Source organism: Vibrio agarivorans (assembly GCF_030409635.1).
Taxonomy (GTDB): domain Bacteria; phylum Pseudomonadota; class Gammaproteobacteria; order Enterobacterales; family Vibrionaceae; genus Vibrio; species Vibrio agarivorans.
In genome coordinates, this window is the sequence record NZ_JAUFQF010000001.1 from 656,129 (window position 1) to 682,554 (window position 26,426).

The following is a 26,426-nucleotide window of genomic DNA, read 5'->3' on the forward strand; positions in this document are numbered from 1 at the left end:
GCAGTTGATTAATAGAGCTTTTAACTAGATAACTTACTTAGCATACTTTTTGCTAGCTGGTTCCTATACGATGATATTGATAACAGGACGCTATCATGCAAACCCCAACGGCACGGATCAATCTAAATGCAATCAAGCATAATTATTCAGTACTCAAGGAACTCAGTGGCAATCAAAAACTCATTGCTGTTATTAAAGGTAATGCCTATGGACATGACGCAAATGAAGTTGCACATGCCCTTCCCAATGCAGATGCTTTCGCCGTGGCACGAATAGAAGAAGCCATTAATTTGAGACGTTCGGGAATAGAGCAACCAATTCTGCTATTAGAGGGATGCTTCTGTCATAAAGAACTACTCAAAGCTTCTCAATTTAATCTAGACACGGTTGTTCACAGCCATAATCAATTAGAAGATATAGAGCGTTTTCCTTTACCTAGTCCAATCAAGGTATGGCTAAAGGTAGATACCGGTATGCATCGACTCGGTGTTCAACCTCAAGATGTTGAACACTATATGCGACGTTTAGAAGCTTTTGATTACGTGGCTGAAGATATCCATTTTCTTAGTCATTTGAGCTGTGCTGACAACCCGTCAAGTGACAAAACAGCATCCCAGATATCCGTATTTAGTTCAGCATTAGAAAACGTTAATGGCCTAAAAAGCCTGGCTAATTCGGCTGGTATTTTACTTTGGCCAAATTCTCAGTTCGATGTGGCTCGTGCCGGAATCGCCCTTTTCGGCATCTCTCCCCAAATAACGCGTACAGGTAAAGATTTTGGCTTAATACCTGCGATGACCTTTGAAACCTCATTGATCTCTAAACGTGACCATCAAAAGGGTCAAGCCGTGGGCTATGGTGAAACATGGGTGGCATCACAAGATACAACGCTCGGTGTTATCGCTGTAGGGTATGGTGATGGTTATCCTAGGTCTGGTTCAAATAACGCTTATGTATACATTAACGGAAGATTAGCGCCAGTCGTTGGCCGAGTTTCAATGGATATGATTGTTGTTGATTTAGGCCCTAAGTCCAAAGATCAGTGCGGTGATATCGTCGAGTTATGGGGCAACAACCTCCCTATCGAGCACGTTGCTAAATCTGCTCAAGCGATACCATATGAACTGACCATACAACTCACGTCACGAGTGAGTAAAGAACACTGCTTTGAGTCAATATACTAAGATTTGATGTGAGCTTCATTTACACTCAGAGGGGATATGTGATGATTCAACGAAAATTCAATGTCTTAAATATGGTAATCACACACAACTTCCGCCACGTCACTCAACCAATACGTTAACATTATGCGCCTCGGTGAGTATCAATAATGAAGGCATGACTTTGATTACAAATGAAGAAATTCAATACTGCACAAAATGCAATGATCAAACAAAACATATCGTGGTGTTAGTTCGTGATGAACCAAAACTAAAGCATAAGCTACTAGACTTCTTTATCGGTTTTGTTCGCAGCAGCGCTGTTGGCGGCTTTCACGCGTCAATGGACGACTTTTCTCGACATGCGGTTTGCGAAAAGTGTGGCAATAAAGTCATCAATGACAACATGACTTAGGTTTTCGTTTAAGCTAGCCAACATGCTATATTACACCGCGATAGATCTACCAAGACCAGTGATGTTCCCTCACTGGTCTTGGGCAGGTAAACGCGTACGGTAGTACCATGTATCGATCTTAAACCGAGACTATGAGCTTGTTGCTTCGATACATTCACAACCTAAAAATCAGATTGCCACCAAATCTCTTACATCTACCCAACGGTCATTTTTACGAATAATATCAATAATTAATTGATAGCGACATCCATCCTCAAAGGTTTGGTAGGGTTCAACCTCGACACCATTAAGATCGTTAACCAATTGAGTTGCTAAGTGTGTCCAGCTTCGTTGTGTTTCACACTCAATATTGGGCAGTTGATCATCTATCTCTTTGGGCAAAGCGACCTCTGTCCACTCACCACCTTTCCATACTGACAAAGGCCCACTGCCATAGTGGCCTTTAATATAAATTGAACCTTGAGTCCCATGAAAAACAATATGGTCATCAGAGAAACGGGGAGTTAGACCACCATGCTTGAATAGAACTGAGACAGGTTGAGCTGCAGGTGTTCTACTTTCTATTTGCGCGAGTACAGTATAAGACCATTCAACATCGCAATCACGCCACTCCAGTGAAGGGTCATCAATATCCTTTGGAATGAAGTTTCGGCGCTCGGTAAAATTATGAATGCCCTCAACAACCGGCGCTTTTGGCATATCGTTACGGACTTCACCATTGATCGAAAGAATGTTATCGCCAACCACTGAAGTAACAATAGACAACAGGTGAGTAAAGTTATTGTTCAGTCGGCCACCGCCCGCTTCTGAACGATGAGACCACCCAAACGGGATATTGCGGTCGAGGTTAAAGTGAGAAATGCACTCAACCTCTGTAGGTTCACCTATCACGCCTTCAGCAACCAACTTCTTCGCATGCATTATCTCTGGCATGTAGCGGAAACTCGAAGCAAAGGCAGTTTTGATTCCTCTCTCTTTCGCAAGTTGGTAGATCTCTTGTGCCGTTTCCCCACTTTCGGTCAATGGTTTATCACAAAAAACATGACAACCAAATTGAATAGCCTGCTTGATCGCCTCTACGTGAGCACCACCAGGCGTGGCAATAGAGACAATATCAGGTTTGCACAACTCCAGCGCAAGCTCCCAATCGGTCCCACTGTAGGGTATTGCCATCTTGTCAGCGACTTCTTTAACTACATGCTCGGTTCGACCAACAATCCCAACGACTTCCGCGCCAGCATCTCTAAATGCCTTTGCATGACCTTGGCCTGCGAAGCCGGTGCCAAATACTAATACTGTTTTCTTCATGTCGAGTTCCAAATCTAATTTTTTCAATACGTTATGGTTCTTCAGTTTTTAACTGATATAGATGTTTATATTCACACTATTACCAATGCCAAAGCGTGCCATCTTCTAAACGACTTACCGGAAGGTATGAGCGTTTGTAGGTATATTGTTCCGCTGCTTTTTCATCAAACTCGACACCAAGCCCTGGCGCATCGCTGACGAGAATCATGCCATTTTCGAGTTTCATGTCATGTTTGAAGATTGACTGGCACGCCTCATTACCAAACCCAACAAATTCTTGAATACCAAAATTGTGTGTTGAGATATTGAGGTGCATGTGAGCAGCAAAGCAGATTGGTGACAAATCAGGAGCCCCATGAGGTGCAGTACGGACGTTATAGACCGCAGCAAAATCAGCGATTTTCTTCATGCCGGTAATACCACCCGCGTGCGTTGCAGCGGTACGTACATAGTCAATCCACTGATTTTGAATAAGATCTTTACAATCCCAAATCGTGTTATAAGTTTCACCTAACGCGAGCGGCGTCGTCGTATGATGGCGAATCAGTTTGTAGTTTTCTTGATTTTCTGCGATTGAAGCATCCTCTAGGAACAGTAGATTGTAAGGTTCAAGCATCTTTCCTAGTTTTGCAGACTCGATCGGAGTCAGTCGGCTATGGGTGTCGTGTAAAAACTCAGCTCTGTCACCAAAACGTGCTTTCGCTTGTGCAAATAGCTCTGGAACCAACTTAAAGTACTTGCTGGTTGACCATTGCTGCTCTGGCGGTAGTGGTCGATTACCCTGTAACTCGAAGTAATCCTTTTTATCACCAAGCACACCATAAGTTTCTGATAGCCCAGGGATAGCAGATTGAAGACGCACCGCCTTAAACCCCTGCTCAATACACTGCTCAGCCTTGTCTAATGTATCTTCAATCGTTTCACCATTGGCGTGCGCATACAAACCAACCCCGTCACGACATTTTCCGCCAAGAAGTTGATACACCGGAAGCCCTGCGACTTTGCCCTTGATATCCCAGAGTGCCATATCAATAGCGGCAATCGCTGCCATCGTAATCGGTCCACGACGCCAATACACGCCCATGTAGAGGTATTGCCAAATGTCTTCGATACCGTGAGCATCACGTCCTATCAAACAAGGTTTTACATGCTCCTCTAAATACGTCGCAACCGCCAGCTCTCTGCCATTGACTGTGGCATCCCCTAACCCATACACACCTTGATCTGTGATGACTTTTACCGTCACAAAGTTTCGGCCTGGGTTGGTTACAAAGATTTTGATGTCTTCAATTTTCATGGTTTTTCTCTCAAATTAGTTTGTCACCAAATCGAATACTAAAACGGCTTTAGTAAATCGATTTGGTAAATCGGTTTACTTGCTATATTCTAGCTCTACCGATACAATGTCAACGATCCAAATTTGATCCTGTTAACATTTTTAAGAAGCCTGAATGAAGAAAGTAAGAATTGTCGATGTGGCGACACTCGCGGGAGTTTCAAAAAGTACCGTTTCTCAATACCTAAACGGACGTTTTGGCCATATGTCTGCTGATACAAAACAAAAAATCAAATCAGCGATCGAGACACTTAACTATGTGCCTAACCCTATCGCTCGAAGCTTAAAAGTAGAAAAAACCAAAACAATTGGCGTTGTGGTTCGTGATGTGGCCGGATATAACACCAGTCGCGTTCTGCGTGGAATCGATGATTACTGTAAAAAACACAACTACAACGTATTGATCCACAATAGTGATTTTGATGCCGAAGCCGAAAAACGTGCCCTTCTCTCTTTAAAGCAGATGTGTGTTGATGGCATCATCATCACCTCATCAGGGCTCAACGGTGAATTGATCAATCAGTTAGTACAAGAAAAATTGCCTGTGGTTCAATTCCAGTTGGAGTACCCCGACTGCCAAAGCCATCTGGTATTGTCTGACTATCACCAAGCCTCTTATGAGGCTACAGAGTACTTGATCAAGCTTGGCCACCGAAAAATCGCCTTCTTCACACAAGATTTTGGCTCAAGCAATTCGCGCAAAGCCCGCTATCAGGGCTATGCTGATGCACTCACACAGCATGGTATCAAACTCGACGACCATCTCATCCAACTCTGGGACAGAGAGAACGGTTTCCAGCAATCACCTGTTGACCTTATTCGTAGTGATAATGCACCCACGGCAATATTCACCCAGCACTTAGCCATTACAACTGAACTACTGTTGGCCTTTAACACAGAAAAGGTGCAAATTCCCAATGAAGTTTCCGTGTTAGGCTTCGATGAAATCCCTATGGTTGAATTGTTCAAAGTGCCAGTAACGACAATAAGGCAAGATGCCTATCAAATTGGCTCATCAACTGCACAACTCGCCTTGGAAGCGATTAATGGTAAACATTCTGAATTGCAGCGAGTGATCGTACCGTGCTCGCTCGTTGAGAGGGACTCTTGCGCGAAAGTTTGAAATTTTGCAACGGTACAATGAGAGCTGTACCTAAGGGGGGCGCTTAAAGTAAAAAATGCCTGATAACGCAGCTCTGCTAACGTTAGGCAGTGCCAACTGTGAAAGTTCTGGATAATTGTGAGTTACAATCTAGAGATAATTCTGGCTTTTCGAATTACTTCTAGTATTGCAACCATACTGCCAATCCACATGTTTCTGGCCAAATTCCCATACCCACTATAGGCAACAACGTGTGTTGCTAGTACTTTTATTTTTTCAGTCCTGATTTGTCGTTGAACGCCCGCGTTACCAGATTATCAATTTCACGGCATCGTTTTACCTCTGGGTAATGTTGGGCTAGGATAGCAACGGCAGAGACTAGCGAGCATATAGATATAAATAATAATACGTACATTGTTTACACCTTATTGGGAGGCTAAGTGGCCAATGAGGTTAATAAATCAGCCACCTTTTCGGCAACAAAGCCCTAGCCAAAAGAAGAACAACCCCGAAGGGATGGTTTTAAATTAAGAATACGACAGCCAGTATTAAAAAAGACCAAGGCAGGCACAAAGCACTGCGTCGTTTTACTTCAACATTACAACAAACGATTCTTATACTGCTCTGGCGTTTGTCCGGAATACTTTTTAAACATACTTATAAACGGGCTTGCCTGGTTATAGCCCAGAGTGAGAGCCACCTCTTTGACCGAGTGCCCTTTTCGTAATAATTCCATCGAATACAGATAACGCACACGTAAGCGCCACTCAGTAAAACTCATTCCGAGTTCGGTTTGGCAGTGTCTTGCTAAGGTACGCTCTGTGGTATGCACTTTGTCAGCCCATTGAGCGAGTGACGTGTCATCGGTTGGATTCTCTTCGACGTGCGCTAAAATTTTCGCCAAATACTTATGGTCAGTGCTTGGAAGGAAGTGATGCTCAACATCGCTCGATGCGAGTTGATCTAATAGCACTTGAACCAAGCGTTGATCTTGTTCTGATTCAGCTATGTTGATACCACGTTGACGAAAGTCTTCAATTATCGCCGACACAATTGGAGTCACTTTCAATAGGCTGGTTTGCTCAGGCAAAACCTCTGCGAGCATTGGCGATATATTAAGAGAGCAATATTCAAGAGGCTTACGATTATAACTGCAATGACGAACACCAGCCGGTACCCAAATAGCAAGATGGGGCGGAGCGAGAAAACGCGTGTCCTCAGCATCCATTTCGAGGATACCACCACTAATGAGCTGGATTTGCCCCCAAGCGTGGGAATGCACGCGCGTTTCCGTATTAGACAGAAACGCTTCGAAGTTCATAAAGACATCGGAGGGTGCCTCATCAATTCCTAAAGAGGGATGAAGGTTTCGTGCATTCTTTTTCATTTCAGTCCTTGGCGTAAGGCATTATCGCTAATCCAGTACGCAAGATAACGCTTCTTATCGTCTTTGATAAGAAAAAACCATACACTCTCTATTGTTTGCTTACTCTGTCACCGCCTGTGTTGCGCGCTTTTTATTACGATTGACGCGAATTGCAATACCGATAAACGCGGCAAACATCAGTGCCATACTCGACATCAGAAAGTACTTCGTAATCACTTCTTGATATTCAGCCACCATCGGGCGCTGCATAACCCAACTACCCACACACAACAGGGTAAGAATCCACGTAAACGCGCTCGTCAGGCTGATGATCGCCGTACGCATCATACTGAGCTTTGAAACCCCCATTAGCATTGGTGTCACAATACGAACAAACGGAATGAAACGCGAAACAAACAAAGATAGGAATCCGTAACGTTCAAGCAGCTCGGTTGCTCTTGGTAGAGTATCATCCGGTAGGGTTGATTCTACTTTTGACATAAAGCGCGTACCGCTCAGCCAGCGACCTTGGAAATAGGCTATCACACTGCCAGAGCCCGCAGCTACGGACAGCACCACCAGCGCCATATTGAAGTCAATCGCACCGATACCGACAAGTCCACCAACAAATAGTACTAGACCATCACCAGGCAAAGGCAAGAATACAAAGCTAGATTCTAAAAACAAGATAAGCGCTAACAACAACAATATTGCATGCAACGAATCGAATTCCAAAAGTGTATCGAAGTCTTGGACTAAGATGGCCGTTAACATATCTAACACTGTGTATCTCCCAGAATAAACGTGTAACTTAGGGGCAAGTTGAATACCTAATGTCTACACGAGGCTGCCATATCACGACAGAATGATGTGTGGTTATCATAGAGAAAAACCGTGAGTAGCACGTTTGTTAATTTGTAACTAGCTGTGATTTATGGTGAGTAAGGCTTACAAAGCGCAATTTCTTATGCTTTCAACCAGTTCCAACACACCAAACGGTAAATTGTCTGACTAAAACGCACCACGTCTGATTGGAGATACCTGTATTTATTAAGACCTGACAGACTAGCGCCATAATTCAGTCAACAACGTCTTTCGTGGTGGTGCCTTAATGATTTACTTTCTCCCTCTCATCACAGTTTTAATTTGGGGCGGTAATTCTATCGTCAACAAACTTGCAGCCTCTGCTATTGAGCCGAGCGCCATGAGCTTTTATCGCTGGTTTGTAGCGATGCTGATCCTAACGCCATTTTGCCTACCGCAGGTCATCAAACAGTGGTCTGTTATTCGCACAAATTTACCTAAGCTCGCTACACTCGCCTTTTTGGGCATGGTATTAAATCAGTCATTAGGGTACTACGCGGGATTAACCACCACCGCTTCAAACATGGCGTTAATCACCTCTCTTGTGCCGCTGATTAGTGTTTTCCTGAGCTTACCCTTATTGGGCAAGCCTGTTTCGCCACTGAGTGTCATTGGTGGGGTTCTATCACTATTTGGGTTGGCGTTTATGCTCGGTGAGGGTGACGTGTTGTTTTTTACTACACAAGCAGTCACACAAGGTGATGCTTTGATGGTATTAGCTGCGGTGGTTTATGGCACATACTGCGTATTGCTTAAACGCTGGCAGATGCCATTCAGTAACTGGACCATGATCTACACACAAGGTGTATTAGCGGTATTCATGCTAACGCCACTCTGGCTTTCAAGTGAACAACTGCTGCCCACCAAAGCATCACTGCCTCTGATCGCCTACGCAGGTATTCTGGCCTCTATTTTTACGCCGTGGATGTGGGTCAAATCGATCAATCGTATTGGGGCGGATTCAACCGCTATGTTTATGAACTTATTGCCTGTTTTTGCCATGATCTTAGCGGCGACATTTTTGGGAGAAAAGATCCATCACTTCCATATAATGGGGGGCACGCTTGTGATTGGTGGTGTATTGCTAGCACAAGTTAAACCCAATCGCTGGCTCACCGCTTATCGTCAGCGCAGCCAGCGAATCATTTAGCTCTCGTCTAGCTCATAATCTCAATGTCCGTCTCTGGCACGCAGCAGCATGCCAGAGCATACCCTTGCTCTTTCTCATGTTCAGTAATGGCAGGTGCATTGGGTTGTTTTACTTCTCCAGAAGTCACTTTCACCTTACACGCACCACATAAACCCGAGCGACAACTACTGCGCATCTTCACACCTTGAGCTTCTGCTTGATTCAGTAAAGGCTCTTGGTTGTTCCCCTGAATCTCAACACCGTCAACGATAAGAGTGACTGACTTACTTTCAACGGTCTGTTTCTCTTGGTCTACATAGAAGTGTGGCTCTTGATGCTCTAATACCTCAATCACACTCCCCGCTTCAATCACGCCTTCATTCAGTGCACGAACATTTTGACCAAAAAACACTTGCCCAAACTCATTAGCTCTAAATTTCGCCAGCGTATTCAATGGCTCACGATTTTCACGCTTCTTGCCCGTGGTGGTTTCAACCGTTGTCAGGATACAGCGCTCACACGGTTTCATGATCTCAAATTCGACCTCACCAATTTTAAAGCGCTTCCAACTGTCTTCTGCAAACGGCTCTGTGCCTGATACAACAATGTTTGGCCTAAACTGTGCCATTTTGTGTCGCTCGGTACTTCTGCCATTCAGCTCGTCAAGTGACGCCTGTGAAATAATCAGTAGCGGATAGCCATCAGCAAAGCTAACGCTATGACCTAACTTTTCTCGCATTCGATTAGAATCTTCACCCGTAAATAGAAGCTCAACATCCATATCTAACAGTTCACTAAACCACTCATCTGCCCCCTCGTCTACCGTATAGGCAGTAAACGAGTCACTCCATACTACTGCTTCTGTCGGCGTCATTTTGAATTGGCTATAGTCTAGGTGAAAACTTGGTTTACCCGGGTAGCTCAACACTAACCCTTTTGCCGTTAACGCCGCCTTAACCAGCACCAATTGAGGAAACTTTCTCGCAGTCACCATCACCCCATCAGAAGACGCGAGCATCAAACGTCGATCAAAAGCTAAGCCTTGCTTTTCTACCCAAGCACTTGATAACTCAATGCCTCGGATAGACTTGATCGGATAAACATGAATGCCAGAAAGCGTCGCTGTGGTTTGCTGTTGAGTGGTCATAGTAGTTCCATTGATTACAGTGTTTTACAAACGCTAACACCAACCTATGACTATCTCAATACAAGTCAATAATATCTATGCCAATTGCTTGAACTATAGTCAGACTGTTGCTAAGCCTTTATAGAAGATTACTTTTATGGAGCTTTGGAATGGAAAACAATAAGTTACTCATGATCATCATCTGTGTCTTGCTGCCGCCACTTGGCGTGTTTATCAAGTTTGGTTTAGGCAGTCAGTTTATTATTAATCTCATCTTAACCTTGCTGTTCTTCGTTCCGGGTATGGTGCATGCACTTTGGCTGGTTCTAAAATAACCGTTAGTTCTAAATCGTTGGGTTTGGTTTGAAAATAAGCATTTAGACATGAATTGTTTGTCTCTTTAGCGCTTTTCCTCTATCATCCTGTCGCCTAAACGTAACCGTTTGCGTTTGGGCGCTAAACCAACTTATATGCGGTGGGAGCGCTTTATGACTACGATTACGATTACACGTCCAGATGACTGGCATGTTCACCTACGTGACGGTGAAGTATTAAAAGATACGGTTCGCGATATCAGCCGCTACAATGGCCGCGCACTGATTATGCCAAACACTATCCCACCAGTAACTGACACTGAAATGGCACTTGCTTACCGTGAGCGCATCATGGCAGAGCAACCAAGTGAACAGTTCGAGCCACTTATGGCGCTTTACCTAACTGACAACACGACACCTGATGAAATTCGCAAAGCGAAAGCAACAGGCAAAGTGGTTGCAGCTAAACTTTATCCTGCAGGTGCGACGACTAACTCTGATTCAGGCGTTACGTCAGCGCAAAAAATCTACCCTGTTCTTCAAGCAATGCAAGAAGTGGGTATGCTTCTACTTGTACACGGTGAAGTAACGACACACGATGTTGATATCTTTGACCGTGAAAAGCAGTTCCTTGATACGGTTCTAGCGCCAATCGTTAACGACTTCCCTAACCTGAAGATCGTACTTGAGCACATTACAACAGCAGACGCTGCTGAGTTTGTAAACAATGCGAATGAGAATGTCGCGGCAACGATTACTGCGCACCACTTGATGTATAACCGCAACCACATGCTGGTTGGCGGCATCAAGCCTCACTTCTACTGCCTACCTATCCTTAAGCGTAACACCCACCAGCAAGCGCTTGTTGCGGCAGCAACGAGTGGAAGCAAGAAGTTCTTCTTAGGAACGGATTCTGCACCACACGCTAAAGGTATGAAAGAAGCCGCTTGTGGTTGTGCAGGTTCATACACTGCGCACGCAGCACTAGAGCTTTACGCTGAAGTGTTCGAGCAAGAAGGTAAAATTGAAAACCTAGAAGCCTTCGCGAGCCACAACGGCCCTGACTTCTACGGCATTGAGCGAAACAGTGACACGGTAACACTTACTAAGCAAGCTTGGCCAGTAGCTGAGTCTATGCCTTTTGGTAATGATGTTGTCGTTCCAATCCGTGCAGGTGAAGAGATTCAGTGGACGGTTAAGTAATCGCTATAACGTTTACAATTAATAGAGTCAAAAGGCTAAGAATTTCTTAGCCTTTTTTTATGCGATTTATTCAATAAATAAAAGCGCTTAACAAAAAAAGAGTGACCTAAAAAGGTCACTCTTACGGGAATCTATTCAATTCACTCTATATCGGAATATCGGCCTCGTTAACGCCAAACACCCCATTCGCCAGTCGTGCCAGGCTCCTCACCTTGAGTCCACCACTGCGCTGTCCAGCTTTGGCCATTGTAGTTCACTTTATCACCTTGGATGTAAGTCGCTGATGGATTCCAGTCACCTTCTGCTGGTGGTGGTGTCACGCTGCCTTCACCTTCTACTGTAAAGGTGTAAACCGTTGATGCGCTACCTTCACTGTTGAATACGCTTAAGCGGAACGTCAGTTCATGGTCTTGTTGAGCACTCAATTGCTCAGTATCAATGAACAATTCGTTGTAGTTACCCACCGAGTACTCAACATGCTCACCGCTCAATTGAACCCATTCAACAGAATTGAAGTCGCCCTTTGAGTTATTAGGGTGAAGAACAATCAGTTCACCATGTTCAATCTTAGCTTCAACTAAATTAGCGAGCGTCATGGCAGAGACAACCGGCTCTAAATCGTTAGGTGCTTCATCTTTGATGATAGAAAACTCACCATAACCTACACCGTCGCGAGAGTTAAAGTAGTTCGAGTGAAGTTCATCTCGGAAGAACATATAGTGAGACATCTCTTCATGCCAGTCACCGATATATACATCATTATCATGAACCGCTTCATAGTAACCATTAATATCACCAGCAAGTAATCTATGCCATGCATCTGCATTATCTTCAGATACCGTTACTGAAAAGGTGTTATGAAGATGGCCTTCAGAGCTAAACACATCGTATTTTACCGTGTCGCCAATCTCTGGAGTCGTTAACTCTACATCTAAAGGTACGAATCGCGCACCTTTTACCAAATAAGGCTCATCTGGGTCTACTGGTGGAGGTGTACCACCATCACCAGTGATTGTAATATCACTACAATTATAGAACCCTTCACCAGCTGGGTCATCTCTCTGCCATCGTGTATACAAAATAGCATCACCTGAACGGTCCGATGGAATCGTTACATTCATACGATAGAAATCTTGATCATCAGCCAAAATATTGCCCGCTTCAGCGATCAGCTCTAAGTCACTCCATTTCAAAGGCTGACTGACATCCACACCCTCTTTGGTAAGGTAAATCTCCCAAAATGATGGATTGTGCTTAGCCGTTGCTTTGAACACATATTCAAAACTACCTGGATTCAGTTCGGTACGTGTCCATTCAGTATGCCCGATGTCTAAGCCACGTTTCTGGTTGTCGTTAGCCGAACAAAGTGTTCCATCAGGAATCGACTCTTTTACCACTTCAAAGTCGTTATACAAAGGGGCAGGAATATTGATCGCAACCTCATGATATTGCGTCATTGGGTACCCACCAGAAATATTGTATACCTCTTCACACGCTTCACTTTCGTGGTTCCCCCCCCAAAAAGTACCGTTATTACAGATACTTTGACGTGCTTCAGGGTAATACGCATAGCCGTGAGCATGGGCTACATTTGGAGCGATCATCCAAACTGCTGTGATGAATGCTGAAAGATGAGTTTTCTTCATTTTTATTATGTCCTACAAAGAGTATTGACCATGCTAGTTGTTAGCTGGTCACTTCAAAGAGGCTAGATTTAATAGTTATTTCTTAAGGAGTTAAACCCCTTGTTCGTGATATGCGTTCCACAATGTTGCAAGCATATGTGAGCTGTGCCACGTAAATTTTCGATTAATTGAATCCACCTAGGTTATAAAACAAACAGACGTATTAACAAAGTGATATCACCGCTTAAAAACCATACGTCTATTATTTGAAGTCCTTTTCTATGAAATTAAATTATACAATCAAAAAAGGGCTCATTAATGAGCCCTTGCTTTTGTTCAACTTAGATTAAAAATCCCATGTTGAGTTAATGAATATCCGTCTTCCAGGTTCGACAAAATAGTCAATGTAGTTGTCAGATTCATCCGGTAAGTAGACATCAAACATGTTGCTGATCCCAACATTGATTCGCCACTGTGAATTAATTTGATGATTACTGGTTAAATCAACCACAGAGTAACCAGGTAAAGATTGTGCAGAAGTCTGGCCACGAGCAGTACGCTCTTGTTCTCCGATATAACGCCAGCTTGGAACTAACTCCCATTTCTCTGTCGCCTCCCAACGCACTGTGGCGTTGGTGGTCCAGCGAGGCCGCTCCTCTAAACGAGTATCCTGAGTTTTGTCTTTGGCATCGAGGAAAGTTGTATTACCGCTGATTGATAATGTCGGCATGATTTGCCAGTTCACATTGGCTTCAATGCCTTGCATGCGCGCCTCATCAATGTTTTGATATTGATGTACCGCCCTATTCTCTCCACTACAGTTTTCAATACATGACAGTTCAATCAAGTTAGTCACATCATTGTGGAATGCTGTCACACCGACGCTCCAGGTGTCTGCGATATATTGACCCGAGATTTCGAATGCTGCGTTCTCTTCTGGTTTTAGATCGCTGTTTCCTCGGACGACCTGAGGATGGCCAGGATCATCATTAACAAAGTTATCTGACATTTGAGTGAGGTTTGGTGCACTAAAGCCCTCTCCGTAGCCACCTTTAAATACCCAATTGTTATTTGGTTGAAACACCAGATATGCACGAGGAGTAAAATGTGTACCAAAAGTCTCGTGATGGTCAATTCGGCCACCAAGTAACAAGTCCCAATGCTGGTTAAGTGCTATTTCATCCTGAGCAAACACTGCCCCTTGAGAAGCATCTTCAGAACTGTTTGAACCAAAGCCAGGTGTTGTCAGCTTCTGATGCATAAATGAACCACCGATCACCAACTCGTGCATACCCATACCCGTGCGAACGAAAGCATCAACAATGGTCTCTTCAAGGTCATGCGGGTTACCTGGGGTCCCAACATCTCTTACGTTCTGTTGACTAAAGTTATTGTGGTACGCTTTGATTTCCGTGGAGCCCCATAAAAACTCTCCTTTGTGACCTAGACTAACACGGTAATCTTCTACATGGTTTTCCATCCACATGGGAACACTTTCGCCATTAATAGTTCGGAATACCAACTGACCCGTTTCTAATTTTTTACCTTCAAAGCCCACTTGCAAAGAGTGTTGCTCATTTACATCGTAACGCAGGTTCGCCCGGACATTATTTGCTTCAGTTGCTGCTTGGTCTGAACGTCCACCTTCACGGCGAGATTCAACCTCATCAAATTTTTGGTGTGACACGCTCAAATCTAGATAAAGGACATCTTCAACAATTGCGCCAGAGGTACTTACTTGCCCATTGTAGTTGTCACCACCAGAACGAGTTAAACTGCCCGCTCCGAGGTTCACTTGCGTTTGCCATTCGTTGGTTGGCTGCTTAGTAATAACATTCACCACACCACCTAATGCATTAGAGCCATACAAAGCGGACAGCGGGCCTTTTATCACTTCTATACGTTCGATATTACCGACAGGTATACCTTGGAGTGAATAGTTGCCGTGGTTAATCAAATTATCAGAACTACTCGCTCTCTTACCATCGACCAAAATAAGGGTTTGCGAACTATCTAGACCGCGAATGCTCACCCCTTTGTTTCCAATACCTAGGTCTGTGATGTATACACCAGCAAGGCCATCCAACACACTGGTTAGGTCTCGGTATGCGGTTAATTCAAGATCTTTTGCTTCCAACACCTCAATCGTTGCAGGTGCGAGATCAGCACTTTCACTGTGACCGCTCGCCGTCACGACAAGGGTTTCATCATAATTTTGAGTGTCTGAAGTGTTAGCGTAAGCGCCAAAAGTCATTAGACCCAAAATTGCGGGCGTGATTTTATTTAATTTCATATTAATTAGGTTTGTACTTATACAGATAAATAGGAAGGCATGACCAACTGGTCATAATTGTAATGTTATAACATTACAACAATTGCTTTTAGCGCCTTTGAACAAACCATGCAAATTTGTCACTAAATGACCTAACTTTACGCTCTGATACCTAAAATATCCGTTGATTGAGCACACCTTACAACGCAATAGAAGAGCATCGTTTCAAAAACACTTTTCGTCCACTTACTTATCTAGATTCTGCTTTCGATACTGCAATGGCGAAACACCATAAATTCGCTTAAACGAGCGGGTAAAGTGCGCTCCGTCAGAATAACCATATCGGATGGCGATCTGGGTGATCGCATCATCTGTCTCAATGATACTCTTTGAAACCTCTTTGAATACGAGGTCCTCGATAAACTGTTTATAAATTATATTTTCAGCGGCCAACTTACGCTGCAGCGTGCGCACGTTCATACGTAATATCTCAGCCGCAATTTTTATCGGCAGTTTCCCCATGGACAAATAAGGAGTGATCGCCAAAGTAAATTGTTGTGTAAAACTTAACGAATCTACCGGTTGCTCTTGCCTTGCGTTATCCAATGCACCCATTGGCCTTGAAACACTGACTGGTAAAGCGAGGGTTGCTCGGTTAATTTCCACAGCTGTCATTGGCCGTTCGAGAAAGAATTGCGCTAACTCCATTGAAGGTAGTTTTGTAAACTCATCTATGCACGGGCTTTGAATGCCCACCCGTTCTGGACGCCACTTATCATTGGTTAACCCTCGAATAAGCTCGCACATGAAGATGACTGAAAACATCTCAGCATACTTAAACCATGCCTCATCAACACCGTTTTTTTCTCGAACAAACCACCAAGTCTCACCGGCATATTGCAAAGAGGTTTTCGCACCAGTGGATTCGTGGTTAAGTTGCTGACAAAAGCGCTCTATCGCGTGTTTTACTGTCGAGCACCCACTCAACTTGTTAACAAAGCGTGGGATATACTTCTCTTTGCAAGCGCGTAAAAAAAGCCAGCCTAATGTTTGGTTTGATAGCTTACCTGCTAATAAATCCAGAGTATTCTTTAAACTTGACTCGGGGAGAAAGCGGTAGTCTGTCTCTGTATCGATATCATTGGGAATTGTAGCTTGGCGAAGCAACCCGTAGATGTCACTGTCGACTTCTTTCAACATTGAAGCGAAGAGTATGACACTCTCTCGCGAAACTAGGTGGATGTCCATATCTTTCATGTCACTCACTGAGCGCTGTATATTCCAAACTTACTCTGAATGTCAGACATTTACGTGCTTTGGTCAAATTTATTTCCTCAGCTTGGGGCTCAATGGCGAGAACTTATTACTCAATTCTCAAATAATTATTGACAAAAACTCAAATAATACCGCGTTTACCTTTGTCAATTCAGTCACTATCATTTGCTCATCGATTACGCAGACACGATTGATTTGAGTATTGTTAAATGACATTTGAGAGTGACTCAAAAATTCATCAATAATCAACGGTACTTTATGGCCTATCGTTTTTATGTAGTCGCACTGATTTGAGAACAACCTTCTCTTTCCGCCTCAACACACAGGATGAATACTATGAAAAACGTAAAGTCATTAATTGCTATGAGCACAGCCCTAATGCTAAACACCGCATACGCTGCAGACATTGAGATTGTCGCAGAGCTTGACGGTACCCGCCCTGGCAATATCACCGTGACAGAGCAAGGTCGCACCTTCCTTTCTATGCAACCTCTCGATGCTCCTACTCTGCGCGTAGTTGAACTCATGAACGATGGTTCAGTTAAACCTTTCCCAACACAAGATTGGGCAGACGGCCCTGAGTCAGGTGAAGTGGGACTAACTTCAGTGATTGGCATCGATAGCACACCAGGTGGCGTTGTTTGGCTATTGGATATGGGCAGCGCCGATACCCCAACCCAAATTATCGCGTGGGACACCATCAACGATAAGCTGTTTAAGCAAATTGAAATCAGGAAAGACGTTCAAGTTGGTAACTCTTTCCTACAAGATTTTGCAATCGATACAGAGCGTAATCAAATGTATATTGCTGATACAAGTCTAGGTAATCTCTATGGCGACCCGGCTCCCGCTTTTGTTGTTGTCGACCTCGAAACAGGCGAGTCGCGTCGTTTGTTAGAGTCACATAAGTCACTACTTTCACCTGGGCATGAAGTGATGATTGACCAAGCGCCAATGGCAACCAAGCGTGAAGATGGCAGTGTTGATGCGCTGTATCTTGGGCTGAACCCAATTACCATCGATGCGAATAATGAATGGGTATACTTTGGCTCGGTTAACGGCAGCGCAATCTACCGCATCCCGGCAAAAGCACTGGCGGACACCAAGCTAGATGAGAAAACCATTGCTGAAAAGATAGAGTTTTTCAGTGAGAAACGCCCAAGTGACGGCATGATCATCTCAGGCAAGGGTGACATTTATGTGGGTGATATTGAGAAAAACGCAGTTGGCGTTGCCAATGAACAGGGCTACAAAATCTTCGCACAAGACGACAAACTACTGTCTTGGGCAGATGGTTTTTCCATTCAAGGTGGGTACTTGTACGTCACGCAAAACTCACTTCATTTACACCCAGCATTTAACCGTGGTGTTGAAGGATCTAAAAAACCATATCACGTGTTACGTATCAAACTTGACGATTAACATCGGTTTGCAATCAAACGTTATCGCCTAATCGGTGAATCCAAACACCAATATAAAAGGGGCTATCATCGCGATAGCCCCTTTTTAATGCGTTCTGATTGTTCTAGTAACAAAGATTAATGAACAGGTGTTGCCGTCTTAGCGTAGAACTTACCAAAATACTGCTCTAGTACTTCTGGTGTCAGTTTGCCTTCTGCTTCAAGTTGCTTTAACTCTGCAGCAATGGCTTTTTGCTCTTCAAGTGATGGCAATTTTTGCTCAGGCTCTTCGCCCATCTCTTGAGACATCATTTCTAGTTCTTTTTCAAAATCACTCATAACGGTAACTCTATTAATACATAAATTCTGCGCCGTAGTTTATCAGCTTATCTGCGCTTGTGCACACACACGTCACCAATAGTCACTAAATCAATATTTAAATTGAACTTTTTCCTATTCTGGCACTCTGTAAATTTTGACATTAAATTTTCAATTTAACCCCTTGAAACCCGAGTCAACCTATCGCATATTTTCGCTCGACGTTCAGAAACAAAATAACAAGGCATTCAGGATGATTGCGCAGCAATTCCATACACTTCAAAACTATCTCGAATCTCAAGTCATCGGCCAACAGGAGCTAGTTAAGCAACTCCTTGTCGCTTTATTAGCCGACGGACACATATTAGTAGAAGGTCCTCCTGGGCTGGCTAAAACCCGCGCAGTGAAATGTTTAGCAGACTGCATAGAAGGCGAGTTCCATCGTGTTCAGTTTACACCAGACTTATTGCCAGCCGATCTGACAGGTACAGACATCTTCCGCCCAGAAACCGGCGACTTTGCCTTCCAAGCTGGCCCTATTTTTAATTCACTGGTTCTGGCAGATGAAATCAACCGCGCGCCTGCTAAAGTGCAGGCAGCGATGCTCGAAGCCATGGCAGAAAAGCAGATCTCTGTCGGCAAAACCACGTACGCGCTGCCAGAGCTATTTTTGGTGATGGCAACACAAAACCCGATTGAGCAGGAAGGCACCTACCCACTGCCAGAAGCGCAGCTAGACCGTTTCTTGCTGCACCTCAATGTTGACTACCCGAATGAAGATGCCGAGCTGGATATTCTTCGTCTAAACCGTGGGGAGGCACAGGGCCTTGAAGCCGTCGACAAACCGACACTGACTCAACAGACTATTTTCGATGCGCGTAAAGCAGCACTCGATATTCATATGGCAGAAGGCGTAGAGCGCTACATCGTTCGCTTGGTGCTAGCGACCCGTAATCCAGAAAAATACAGTAGTGAACTCACAGGACAATTGGAAATGGGCGTGAGCCCACGTGCCACTATCGCCCTTGATCGCTGTGCCCGTGCACATGCTTGGCTCGCCGGACGTGACTATGTCACGCCAGAAGATGTGCAGACAATGGCTTACCCTGTTTTGCGTCATCGCTTGCTGTTGTCGTATAGCGCACAAGCACAAGGCATTAAGCCTGACACCATCATTGATGCACTGCTGTCTATGGTAGGTAGTGCATAATCATGTCTGTTTCGCTTCCTCCATTTGCAGATGGGGTTAACTTGAATCTGGATGAGCTGCTTTATTATAAGCAGCACACCGTTCACTGGCTTCCGCCTGCAAAAAGCTTATGGTCGCAGCAACTCGGTCAGCATCAAAGTCGCCAACTTGGTCGTGGGATGGACTTCTCAGAAGTACGCCAATATCAAGCGGGTGATGATGTTCGCTCTATTGACTGGCGAGTGACGGCGAGAACAGGCAAAGTCCACACCAAGCTCTTCACTGAAGAAAAAGAGCGTCCGGTTTATATCTACTTGGATCTCTCTTCAAGTATGAACTTCGGCTCAACCCTAATGCTTAAATCGGTGCTGGCAGCGCATTTTACCGCCCTTGTGGCGTGGTTAGCCGCCAAAGGTAAAGACCGTGTCGGGGCCATAGTTGATACCGGAGAGGCACTCTTTGAATGTAAAGCAACGGCATCATCGCGTGGTGTATTACACCTGCTGAATCTGATCACACAACACCACGACTACCGTAGAAACGTGACAACGCAACAAAACTTTAAGCCTACACTTGAAACGCTGCGACGCCTATGCCCAAAAGGCAGTGAAATCTTGATGATCAGCGACTTTTCACGACTGACTGAACAAGACAAAGATCGCTTGGCACACCTAAGAGTGCATAACTCGGTGCGACTCATCCATGTTCACGATCCACTAGAGCAAGGAATGACGCAATATCGTGGTGTTGAACAAGTTACCAGTCAAACTCGCAGCTTATGGTTAGACTTTTCATCATCACGTGCGCGTGACGCAATGAAAGCACACTTCAAACGCAGCACTGACGAGCTTGAACATTTTGCGCAACAACATGGGATGACGTTTTTATCGCTTTCAAACGATCGTCCCCTGCTTTCTCAACTGACGAGATCATAACATGCAACAACCGTCGGAAACGTTGCCTCTAAAAGGCTTACATCTTCCTGAAGCCCCTTCATGGTTTCCATTGTCACCCGCTTGGTGGGCCTCTTTTGCTGCACTTGCTATGGTGACGGCTTTCACTATTTGGTTAGTCAAACGCCATCGTGCACATCGTGTTGCGAAAAATGCAGCATTAAAACTTATCGTAAAACAAACCACACCATCCCAAGCGATGGAGGTTGTGCGCCAAGTTGCCTTTAGTTATTACGACCGAAAACAACTCGCGTCCCTGACCGGAGAGGCTTGGTATCAATTTCTCGATAAAGAGTTGGGTAACACGCGCTTTGAGCCAAACTCAGAGTCATGGCAATCTGCGCTGTATACCGGTAAGCCTCTTCCAAAAGAGATAGATTTTATCGCAGATTGTGAATATTGGATTCGTCATGCACTACCACCGAAGAAACGAGGGCAAGTGAGTGACTGATTTTGAGTTCGGGTGGGTATGGATACTACTCCTACTACCTTTACCTTGGATTGTTCGCAAACTGTTGCCTGCTATAAAAACGCAGGCTGCCGTTTATATTCCGAATGTGCCAAACCATATACAAAACGCACAACCGAAATACAAAGTCGCACAAATCCTATCTTGGCTAATTTGGGGACTGCTTGTGATTGCAACTGCACGCCCAATTCACTATGGCGACCCCGTCGTATTGCCAACAGAGCACCGAGACTTGATGCTAGTGGTGGATCTCTCCTATTCCATGAACCAAGAAGACATGCACGATGGCAGTGACTACATCGACCGATTGACAGCGGTGAAGAATGTGCTGACAGATTTCACTAAGCAACGCCAAGGCGATCGCTTAGGTCTTGTTGTCTATGCAGACCACGCTTATTTGCAATCACCGCTTACATTGGATACTCACTCTATCATTGAGCAAGTGAACCAAATGGTGTTGAAGTTAATTGGTACACAGACAGCGATTGGTGATGGAATTGGGATTGCGACCAAAACCTTCATCGAAAGCGATGCCCCGCAACGTGTGATGATCTTACTCAGTGATGGTTCTAACAACTCGGGTGTACTTGATCCAATGGAAGCCGCTCAAATCGCCAAGCAAAATAATACGACCATCTATACCGTTGGCGTCGGCGCCGGAGAAATGGTGGTTCAAGACTTCTTCATGTCTCGTACCGTCAATACCGCTCATGATCTTGATGAAACGTTATTGCAGGATATTGCTGACCTAACTGGCGGCCAATATTTCCGCGCACGTGATAACAAAGATCTAGAGAATATCTACAGCACAATTAACGAGCTTGAGCCAATTTCACTTGCGACCGAAGCGTGGAGACCACAAACCGAGTGGTATCCCCTGCCACTAGGCGCTGCTTTTCTGCTTTCTATTGGCCTCGTATTTTATAGAAGGGAGCAACTTTAATGACCTTCCTATACCCACAATGGTTTTGGGCGGTAATCCCATGCGTATTGATTACCCTATACCTCACTAAACGCTGTAAACAACAAACGCTGATTGCGCCGCATATCGCCAAAGCGATGGGGTTAGAAGCCAGCAAAAACAGTATAGCTATCAAGTTATTTACTGCGGCTTGGCTCATCGCTATCTTTAGCCTATCTGGCCCTAGCATCAATGATGTGACACGCCCTTCAGTTCAAGCCAACGATGCACGAGTGGTGGTTATGGACATGTCACTGTCGATGTACGCCAGGGATGTGTCACCAAGTCGCCTTGAGCAAGCTCGATATAAAGTGACGGATATGCTCAACCAATGGCAAGACGGACAAACGGGTCTTGTGGTCTATGCCGGTGATGCCTACTCTGTAGCGCCTCTCACGCGCGATAGCCAGTCACTGCTTAATCATCTGCCTCTGCTAAGCCCCGCGATCATGCCCTACCCTGGCGCGCGTGCCGAAAAAGGCGTTGAACAAGCTATCGACATGCTTACTAACGCGGGTTTTCAATCCGGACAGATCATTTTAGTGATTGACGATCTCTCTGCAAAAGAGAAGCAAGCGATTGAGGCTCTTATTGATAACCGCTGGCAGTTGGCAATACTTGCTGTTGCAACAGAAAATGGCGCTCCTATTCCCCTTCCTGAGGGCGGAATGCTACAAACAAGCAACGGCACAACCGTGGTCGCCACCAGCCAGTTTGGTAATATGAATTCACTGGCACGCAATGTCAGTGGGTTGTTCATTCCTATCCAGCACAACAACAGTGATGTCGACACCATCACATCGATGTCTGAACTGTTGGCAAACACCTCACAAGACACGGATAGCAAACGAGAGATCGAGACATGGCAAAATAAAGGCTATTGGCTGACTCTACCACTACTAGCCTTTGCATTGTTGATGTTTCGACGCGGTGTTTTATTTTCTCTGATGTTAGGCCTGACGCTGACCACCACACCAAAAGTCCAAGCAAACCCTTGGTTCAATCACGATCAAAAAGCGTATCAGTCATTTCAAAGTGGTGACTTTCAAGCCGCGCAAAATACCTTTAATGATAAAGAGTGGCAAGGCATCAGCGCCTATGAAAATGGGGACTATCAAATGGCTATTGAGGCGCTAAGTGGCATTGAATCAACCCGTGCCGAATATAATCTTGGTAATGCCTATGCTCAGTCAGGTGACTTGGAGAAAGCGATAGAGCAATATCAGCGTGTACTCGCTCAAGAGCCAAGCCATCAAGATGCTCAAGACAACCTTTCGCTGGTGGAGCAACTTCGTGATCAGCAGCAACAGCAGTCACAAGGCGAGGATTCTTCTGAATCACAGCAATCTGAACAAGACTCGCAGCAGCAAGATTCTGGGCAAAAAGGCTCATCTGATCAAGAACAGGAAAGCAGCGATAGCTCTTCTCAATCAGAACCACACGAGAGCGATTCACAACCGTCGGACTCTTCTTCACAAAGCGATGCTGAGGAGAGTCAAGAGACGCAGCCACAAGAAGACGGTCAATCACCCTCAGAGCTATCCAGCGAGCAACAAGATTCTGCGCAGGATGCCGTAGAACCAAAGCCTTCTGAGCAAAGCCAAGAACAAAGCTCCGAACAATCAGCACTTGAATCACAACAGCAAGGCCAGGAGTCACCTACTAGTGAATCTCCAATGTCTGCTCAAGAGTTGAGCGAGCAAGAGCAACAAAAACAACGCGACCTTCAAACCCTTGATAGAGTCGAAGCGGCAAGAGATCCAAGCCGCCTTATACGTGCCCAATTACAACTTCAGGCTCAACAAAAACCGAAGCCACAAGTTACGGAGAAAAACTGGTAGATGAACAGTCAACTTTTCAACCAGCCACTGCGCCTTACTTTTTTGCTGATACTTGGCATGTTTGCGAGTTCTGTTAGTGCAGCATCGCTACAAGCCACTGTGAGCAAGCGAGATTTAGTCACCAACGAAGTCTTTCAACTGCGAATCATTGCGGATACGCGCGCCTCTAGTGACGATATCGATCTCTCTTTCTTAGAAGAGGACTTTTTCATGGGCAGGCCAAACTTTGGCACGTCAGTGAATATCGTTAATAGCCAACGATCAAGCCGCAGTGAGTGGAATGTTTCCCTAGCGCCACAACGTATTGGACGCGTAACGATTCCCTCCTTTGAACTCAATGGCGCCAAAACCGAACCAATCCAAATCAATGTCACGAAAGATGAGCTAGAGCCCAAGCCGAGCGATTTTGTTGAGATCACCAATCAACTGCAGAAAGAGGTGCTCTACCCTCAAGAGAGCACAGAGTTACTTAGCCGTGTGATCATAAAGACAGATCCAAGACGCCTGCAAAACCCTAATATCTCACAGCCTAAAATTCAAGGAATGACGATAAATGCACTCGGGGATGCTAAGCAATACCAAAGTGTATTAGACGGCGTTGAAGTTACTGTGGTCGAGCAGCGTTACAAACTGACAGCTGACAATGCTGGTGATTTTACCCTGACCGGTGTTGGGTTTGAAGGTACCGTTATATATGGCGACAGCTTGCGTGGAAGCACACGTCTTATCGCGACTAACATCGAGCCAGAGCAAGTCTCCATCACAGTCAAATCGCCACCACAAGATTACCAAGGAAACTGGCTTCCGACTCAACAGCTCTCGATTGAGCAAGTGTATTTATCAGAAAGTGGCGAGCCCGTTGCTGGTCAATCAATGATTGAGCTCAACGTTGGCCAGTCATTAACTCGTCAAATTATTCTTGATATTCACGGGCTTGACTCAGACCGCTTCCCTACTCTTGACCTACCTGTACCGGATGTATTTCGTGTCTATAGCGAAAAACCAACATTCCAAAGCCTCAGCAATGGCATTACAAGAATGATCGTCAAACAGGTATTGATCGCACAAAGAGAAGATCAAGTGAGTATTGATTTACCCTCGCTAGATTGGTGGAACAGCCGTGACAATATCGCGGAACAAACTGATAGTATAAATACTCAGTTCGACATCAAACAAGGAGAGCAAACTTTATACAGCATTGATACCAGTGCGCTGATTAATAATAACTCAACTCAGCAAATTTCCGGTGTCTCTATCTACTGGCAATATGCCACTTTCATCTGTCTATTTATCATTGTTCTATTATTGTCGTTTATTATTTGGACAAAGAATAATGATCGACCGAAGAAAACGATCGAAAATAAAGATCATTCTAGCCATGATGATCAAGACTTGGTTGAGATCATCCGATGCGACGACAACAGTCTCATCAACTACCACGTCAACAAGTGGTTAGCCGAGAACCCACACTTAGACAACGTATTACGCCAATCAATTAATGAACAATTGACGATGATGAATCGCTATCAATATTCTAATAATACGTCTAATTGGGATAACACTACTTTAATAGATTTAATAATTAAGTCGAAAAAGTCGTCGTATCAAAATTCTTCTCACTATAATTTGCCAAACTTGTAAAGTGTACTTATAATTTAACGCGAGATTCGTTCAGGTTATTGTCATTGTAATATTAACTTGATTGAATCTTGCGTTTTTTGACTAGGCACTCTGTGAGTTTGGATTAGTAGGACCAACTCATCGGGTTATACTTCAACAACTTTAATATGCACTGACACACTCAGTGAAAGTTGTATGAGTAAAACACTATTGGAAAGTGATTATTACTATGGCGGCTCTACTTAAACTTTGTGAAGATACTCAATTTGTCATTCGTTACTTCGATGGCAAATCAATGGCAACGATTACTATCGAAGCGAGTTCACGTGAAGAAGCGATTGAACAATTTAAGCTACACGGTTACCTTCCGTGTGATATTTTTTCGATAGATTAATGTCATCAGCCTCTTAACTAACAGGCAGGTGCTAAACTACCTATCCCGGGTAGCAGTCTCATATTCGCTCAAAATCACGCTCCCAGCTTAAAATTCGTGGAATTTCATCTCTTGATGTAGGCAACTCGTCGGTCATGCCTTAAACTATCGTTTGTCTCTTTTAATTAGCTAACGACCAAATTCATGTACAAACTCGTTCTCATTCTTTTCGCTTCAATCGCTTTATCTGCTCAAGCGCAGCAAAGCCCAGAGAACCCGACTCCCATGACGTCTGACGCTGATAACTCGATAATCGCACCCAAATCAACTTACCCAACCTATGAACCACCAGAACAAACAACCACGCTGACTAAAGCTGACTGGGTTCACGTTAAGAAGTCTCAAAGACGCATGTTTTTAATGTTCGGTGATGATGTTATTACCGAGTACCGCATCGCACTGGGCAGCAGCCCTCGAGGACATAAAGTTGAACAGGGTGACCAAAAAACGCCTGAAGGTCACTACCGCCTCTCTTTCATCATGGAAGAGTCGGCATTCCATCGCTCAATGCACATTACTTATCCAAACTATAAAGACCAGGCACACGCCGATCGTCTCGGTATAGACCCTGGTGGCGACATCAAAATTCATGGTATTAAAAACGATGATGTTCGCGACCCTCAGTTTATCCAAAGCTTTGATTGGACTAACGGCTGCATCGCGATATCAAATGAAGAGATGGACGAATTTCTCGCCCTAGTTGAAGTGGGCACGCCAATTTTTATTGAGTGGTAACACATAGTTTGA

24 protein-coding genes are annotated in these 26,426 nt (G+C 44.6%); 15 read left to right on the plus strand and 9 right to left on the minus strand.

Going from position 1 to position 26,426, the window contains the following annotated elements:
• Nucleotides 1-95 precede the first annotated feature (95 nt).
• Together alr and QWZ05_RS02770 are read left to right on the plus strand one after the other, a co-directional pair.
• On the plus strand, nt 96-1,184 hold the full coding sequence (gene alr / locus QWZ05_RS02765) for an alanine racemase (RefSeq protein WP_264876362.1): 1,089 nt from the start codon (nt 96-98) through the stop codon (nt 1,182-1,184).
• A gap of 154 nt (nt 1,185-1,338) precedes the next feature.
• Nucleotides 1,339-1,575, plus strand: coding sequence for a hypothetical protein (locus QWZ05_RS02770; RefSeq protein ID WP_290296373.1), 237 nt, complete (start codon nt 1,339-1,341; stop codon nt 1,573-1,575).
• 168 nt (nt 1,576-1,743) lie between these two features.
• Here the strand turns inward: QWZ05_RS02770 and QWZ05_RS02775 are convergent, their stop codons facing one another.
• Both QWZ05_RS02775 and manD read right to left on the minus strand, forming a co-directional pair.
• Nucleotides 1,744-2,883, minus strand: coding sequence for a Gfo/Idh/MocA family protein (locus QWZ05_RS02775; RefSeq protein WP_290296374.1), 1,140 nt, complete (start codon nt 2,881-2,883; stop codon nt 1,744-1,746).
• A 79-nt stretch (nt 2,884-2,962) separates the two neighbouring features.
• Nucleotides 2,963-4,180 carry a D-mannonate dehydratase ManD gene (manD, locus tag QWZ05_RS02780; protein ID WP_264876366.1) on the minus strand — a complete coding sequence of 406 codons (1,218 nt, stop codon included), beginning with the start codon at nt 4,178-4,180 and terminating at the stop codon, nt 2,963-2,965.
• Between the two features lie 154 nt (nt 4,181-4,334).
• Here manD and QWZ05_RS02785 point away from each other — a divergent pair, with 154 nt between their 5' ends.
• On the plus strand, nt 4,335-5,342 hold the full coding sequence (locus QWZ05_RS02785; protein WP_264876368.1) for a LacI family DNA-binding transcriptional regulator: 1,008 nt from the start codon (nt 4,335-4,337) through the stop codon (nt 5,340-5,342).
• A gap of 577 nt (nt 5,343-5,919) precedes the next feature.
• Here the strand turns inward: QWZ05_RS02785 and QWZ05_RS02790 are convergent.
• Together QWZ05_RS02790 and QWZ05_RS02795 are read right to left on the minus strand one after the other, a co-directional pair.
• A complete protein-coding gene (locus QWZ05_RS02790) occupies nt 5,920-6,708 on the minus strand; it encodes an AraC family transcriptional regulator (RefSeq protein WP_264876369.1) in 789 nt (262 codons plus the stop codon).
• 99 nt (nt 6,709-6,807) lie between these two features.
• The gene (locus tag QWZ05_RS02795) at nt 6,808-7,461 is read right to left on the minus strand and encodes a DedA family protein (RefSeq protein ID WP_301334068.1); all 654 of its coding nucleotides are present in this window, start codon (nt 7,459-7,461) and stop codon (nt 6,808-6,810) included.
• Nucleotides 7,462-7,798: 337 nt separating this feature from the next.
• Here QWZ05_RS02795 and QWZ05_RS02800 point away from each other — a divergent pair, with 337 nt between their 5' ends.
• Nucleotides 7,799-8,701 carry a DMT family transporter gene (locus QWZ05_RS02800; RefSeq protein WP_290296376.1) on the plus strand — a complete coding sequence of 301 codons (903 nt, stop codon included), beginning with the start codon at nt 7,799-7,801 and terminating at the stop codon, nt 8,699-8,701.
• 7 nt (nt 8,702-8,708) lie between these two features.
• Here the strand turns inward: QWZ05_RS02800 and QWZ05_RS02805 are convergent, their stop codons facing one another.
• The gene (locus tag QWZ05_RS02805) at nt 8,709-9,827 is read right to left on the minus strand and encodes a YcbX family protein (protein ID WP_264876373.1); all 1,119 of its coding nucleotides are present in this window, start codon (nt 9,825-9,827) and stop codon (nt 8,709-8,711) included.
• A gap of 149 nt (nt 9,828-9,976) precedes the next feature.
• Between QWZ05_RS02805 and QWZ05_RS02810 the strand changes: the two genes are divergently transcribed.
• Both QWZ05_RS02810 and pyrC read left to right on the plus strand, forming a co-directional pair.
• Nucleotides 9,977-10,141: a YqaE/Pmp3 family membrane protein gene (locus QWZ05_RS02810; RefSeq protein WP_264876374.1), complete on the plus strand. Its 165-nt coding sequence runs from the start codon at nt 9,977-9,979 to the stop codon at nt 10,139-10,141.
• Nucleotides 10,142-10,294: 153 nt separating this feature from the next.
• On the plus strand, nt 10,295-11,323 hold the full coding sequence (gene pyrC / locus QWZ05_RS02815; protein WP_264876375.1) for a dihydroorotase: 1,029 nt from the start codon (nt 10,295-10,297) through the stop codon (nt 11,321-11,323).
• Nucleotides 11,324-11,490: 167 nt separating this feature from the next.
• On the opposite strand, the gene QWZ05_RS02820 is transcribed toward pyrC, so the two are convergent.
• The 3 genes from QWZ05_RS02820 to QWZ05_RS02830 form a co-directional block, all read right to left on the minus strand.
• Nucleotides 11,491-12,969: a lytic polysaccharide monooxygenase gene (locus QWZ05_RS02820; protein ID WP_264876376.1), complete on the minus strand. Its 1,479-nt coding sequence runs from the start codon at nt 12,967-12,969 to the stop codon at nt 11,491-11,493.
• A gap of 325 nt (nt 12,970-13,294) precedes the next feature.
• The gene (locus QWZ05_RS02825) at nt 13,295-15,241 is read right to left on the minus strand and encodes a TonB-dependent receptor plug domain-containing protein (protein WP_290296377.1); all 1,947 of its coding nucleotides are present in this window, start codon (nt 15,239-15,241) and stop codon (nt 13,295-13,297) included.
• Nucleotides 15,242-15,466: 225 nt separating this feature from the next.
• Nucleotides 15,467-16,477, minus strand: a complete 1,011-nt coding sequence (locus QWZ05_RS02830; RefSeq protein ID WP_290296378.1) for a helix-turn-helix transcriptional regulator — start codon at nt 16,475-16,477, stop codon at nt 15,467-15,469.
• A gap of 354 nt (nt 16,478-16,831) precedes the next feature.
• Here QWZ05_RS02830 and QWZ05_RS02835 point away from each other — a divergent pair, with 354 nt between their 5' ends.
• Nucleotides 16,832-17,917: an L-dopachrome tautomerase-related protein gene (locus QWZ05_RS02835; RefSeq protein WP_290296379.1), complete on the plus strand. Its 1,086-nt coding sequence runs from the start codon at nt 16,832-16,834 to the stop codon at nt 17,915-17,917.
• A gap of 116 nt (nt 17,918-18,033) precedes the next feature.
• Here QWZ05_RS02835 and QWZ05_RS02840 read toward each other — a convergent pair whose 3' ends face one another.
• Complete coding sequence (locus QWZ05_RS02840) at nt 18,034-18,234, minus strand: restriction endonuclease subunit S (RefSeq protein WP_264876380.1); 201 nt, start codon at nt 18,232-18,234, stop codon at nt 18,034-18,036.
• A 232-nt stretch (nt 18,235-18,466) separates the two neighbouring features.
• Between QWZ05_RS02840 and QWZ05_RS02845 the strand changes: the two genes are divergently transcribed.
• The 8 genes from QWZ05_RS02845 to QWZ05_RS02880 all read left to right on the plus strand — a co-directional run bounded on the left by QWZ05_RS02845 (nt 18,467) and on the right by QWZ05_RS02880 (nt 26,414).
• Nucleotides 18,467-19,423 (plus strand): AAA family ATPase, encoded by a 957-nt coding sequence (locus QWZ05_RS02845; protein ID WP_290296380.1) that lies wholly within the window; start codon nt 18,467-18,469, stop codon nt 19,421-19,423.
• 2 nt (nt 19,424-19,425) lie between these two features.
• Nucleotides 19,426-20,337 (plus strand): DUF58 domain-containing protein, encoded by a 912-nt coding sequence (locus tag QWZ05_RS02850; RefSeq protein WP_290296381.1) that lies wholly within the window; start codon nt 19,426-19,428, stop codon nt 20,335-20,337.
• Nucleotide 20,338: 1 nt separating this feature from the next.
• On the plus strand, nt 20,339-20,806 hold the full coding sequence (locus QWZ05_RS02855; protein WP_290296382.1) for a DUF4381 domain-containing protein: 468 nt from the start codon (nt 20,339-20,341) through the stop codon (nt 20,804-20,806).
• Nucleotides 20,799-21,767 (plus strand): VWA domain-containing protein, encoded by a 969-nt coding sequence (locus tag QWZ05_RS02860; RefSeq protein WP_290296384.1) that lies wholly within the window; start codon nt 20,799-20,801, stop codon nt 21,765-21,767. The genes QWZ05_RS02855 and QWZ05_RS02860 overlap by 8 nt, the downstream gene beginning before the upstream one ends.
• Nucleotides 21,767-23,626 carry a VWA domain-containing protein gene (locus tag QWZ05_RS02865; RefSeq protein ID WP_290296386.1) on the plus strand — a complete coding sequence of 620 codons (1,860 nt, stop codon included), beginning with the start codon at nt 21,767-21,769 and terminating at the stop codon, nt 23,624-23,626. Before QWZ05_RS02860 ends, QWZ05_RS02865 begins: the two co-directional genes overlap by 1 nt.
• Nucleotides 23,627-25,267 (plus strand): BatD family protein, encoded by a 1,641-nt coding sequence (locus tag QWZ05_RS02870; RefSeq protein ID WP_290296388.1) that lies wholly within the window; start codon nt 23,627-23,629, stop codon nt 25,265-25,267.
• Between the two features lie 208 nt (nt 25,268-25,475).
• A complete protein-coding gene (locus QWZ05_RS02875; protein ID WP_264876387.1) occupies nt 25,476-25,640 on the plus strand; it encodes a hypothetical protein in 165 nt (54 codons plus the stop codon).
• A gap of 183 nt (nt 25,641-25,823) precedes the next feature.
• On the plus strand, nt 25,824-26,414 hold the full coding sequence (locus QWZ05_RS02880; protein ID WP_264876388.1) for a L,D-transpeptidase family protein: 591 nt from the start codon (nt 25,824-25,826) through the stop codon (nt 26,412-26,414).
• The last annotated feature ends 12 nt before the right edge of the window (nt 26,415-26,426 follow it).

Excerpts from the sequence above, each read along its gene's own strand:
- QWZ05_RS02820 (WP_264876376.1), bottom strand. The coding sequence starts at position 12,969 with ATGAAGAAAACTCATCTTTCAGCATTCATCACAGCAGTTTGGATGATC.
- QWZ05_RS02840 (WP_264876380.1), bottom strand. The coding sequence starts at position 18,234 with ATGAGTGATTTTGAAAAAGAACTAGAAATGATGTCTCAAGAGATGGGC.
- QWZ05_RS02875 (WP_264876387.1), top strand. The coding sequence starts at position 25,476 with ATGGCGGCTCTACTTAAACTTTGTGAAGATACTCAATTTGTCATTCGT.
- QWZ05_RS02800 (WP_290296376.1), top strand. The coding sequence starts at position 7,799 with ATGATTTACTTTCTCCCTCTCATCACAGTTTTAATTTGGGGCGGTAAT.
- QWZ05_RS02855 (WP_290296382.1), top strand. The coding sequence starts at position 20,339 with ATGCAACAACCGTCGGAAACGTTGCCTCTAAAAGGCTTACATCTTCCT.
- QWZ05_RS02850 (WP_290296381.1), top strand. The coding sequence starts at position 19,426 with ATGTCTGTTTCGCTTCCTCCATTTGCAGATGGGGTTAACTTGAATCTG.
- QWZ05_RS02870 (WP_290296388.1), top strand. The coding sequence starts at position 23,627 with ATGAACAGTCAACTTTTCAACCAGCCACTGCGCCTTACTTTTTTGCTG.
- QWZ05_RS02830 (WP_290296378.1), bottom strand. The coding sequence starts at position 16,477 with ATGAAAGATATGGACATCCACCTAGTTTCGCGAGAGAGTGTCATACTC.
- QWZ05_RS02785 (WP_264876368.1), top strand. The coding sequence starts at position 4,335 with ATGAAGAAAGTAAGAATTGTCGATGTGGCGACACTCGCGGGAGTTTCA.
- QWZ05_RS02790 (WP_264876369.1), bottom strand. The coding sequence starts at position 6,708 with ATGAAAAAGAATGCACGAAACCTTCATCCCTCTTTAGGAATTGATGAG.
- pyrC (WP_264876375.1), top strand. The coding sequence starts at position 10,295 with ATGACTACGATTACGATTACACGTCCAGATGACTGGCATGTTCACCTA.
- QWZ05_RS02770 (WP_290296373.1), top strand. The coding sequence starts at position 1,339 with ATGACTTTGATTACAAATGAAGAAATTCAATACTGCACAAAATGCAAT.
- QWZ05_RS02805 (WP_264876373.1), bottom strand. The coding sequence starts at position 9,827 with ATGACCACTCAACAGCAAACCACAGCGACGCTTTCTGGCATTCATGTT.
- manD (WP_264876366.1), bottom strand. The coding sequence starts at position 4,180 with ATGAAAATTGAAGACATCAAAATCTTTGTAACCAACCCAGGCCGAAAC.
- QWZ05_RS02825 (WP_290296377.1), bottom strand. The coding sequence starts at position 15,241 with ATGAAATTAAATAAAATCACGCCCGCAATTTTGGGTCTAATGACTTTT.
- QWZ05_RS02835 (WP_290296379.1), top strand. The coding sequence starts at position 16,832 with ATGAAAAACGTAAAGTCATTAATTGCTATGAGCACAGCCCTAATGCTA.
- QWZ05_RS02880 (WP_264876388.1), top strand. The coding sequence starts at position 25,824 with ATGTACAAACTCGTTCTCATTCTTTTCGCTTCAATCGCTTTATCTGCT.
- QWZ05_RS02795 (WP_301334068.1), bottom strand. The coding sequence starts at position 7,461 with ATGTTAACGGCCATCTTAGTCCAAGACTTCGATACACTTTTGGAATTC.
- QWZ05_RS02845 (WP_290296380.1), top strand. The coding sequence starts at position 18,467 with ATGATTGCGCAGCAATTCCATACACTTCAAAACTATCTCGAATCTCAA.
- alr (WP_264876362.1), top strand. The coding sequence starts at position 96 with ATGCAAACCCCAACGGCACGGATCAATCTAAATGCAATCAAGCATAAT.
- QWZ05_RS02775 (WP_290296374.1), bottom strand. The coding sequence starts at position 2,883 with ATGAAGAAAACAGTATTAGTATTTGGCACCGGCTTCGCAGGCCAAGGT.
- QWZ05_RS02810 (WP_264876374.1), top strand. The coding sequence starts at position 9,977 with ATGGAAAACAATAAGTTACTCATGATCATCATCTGTGTCTTGCTGCCG.
- QWZ05_RS02865 (WP_290296386.1), top strand. The coding sequence starts at position 21,767 with ATGACCTTCCTATACCCACAATGGTTTTGGGCGGTAATCCCATGCGTA.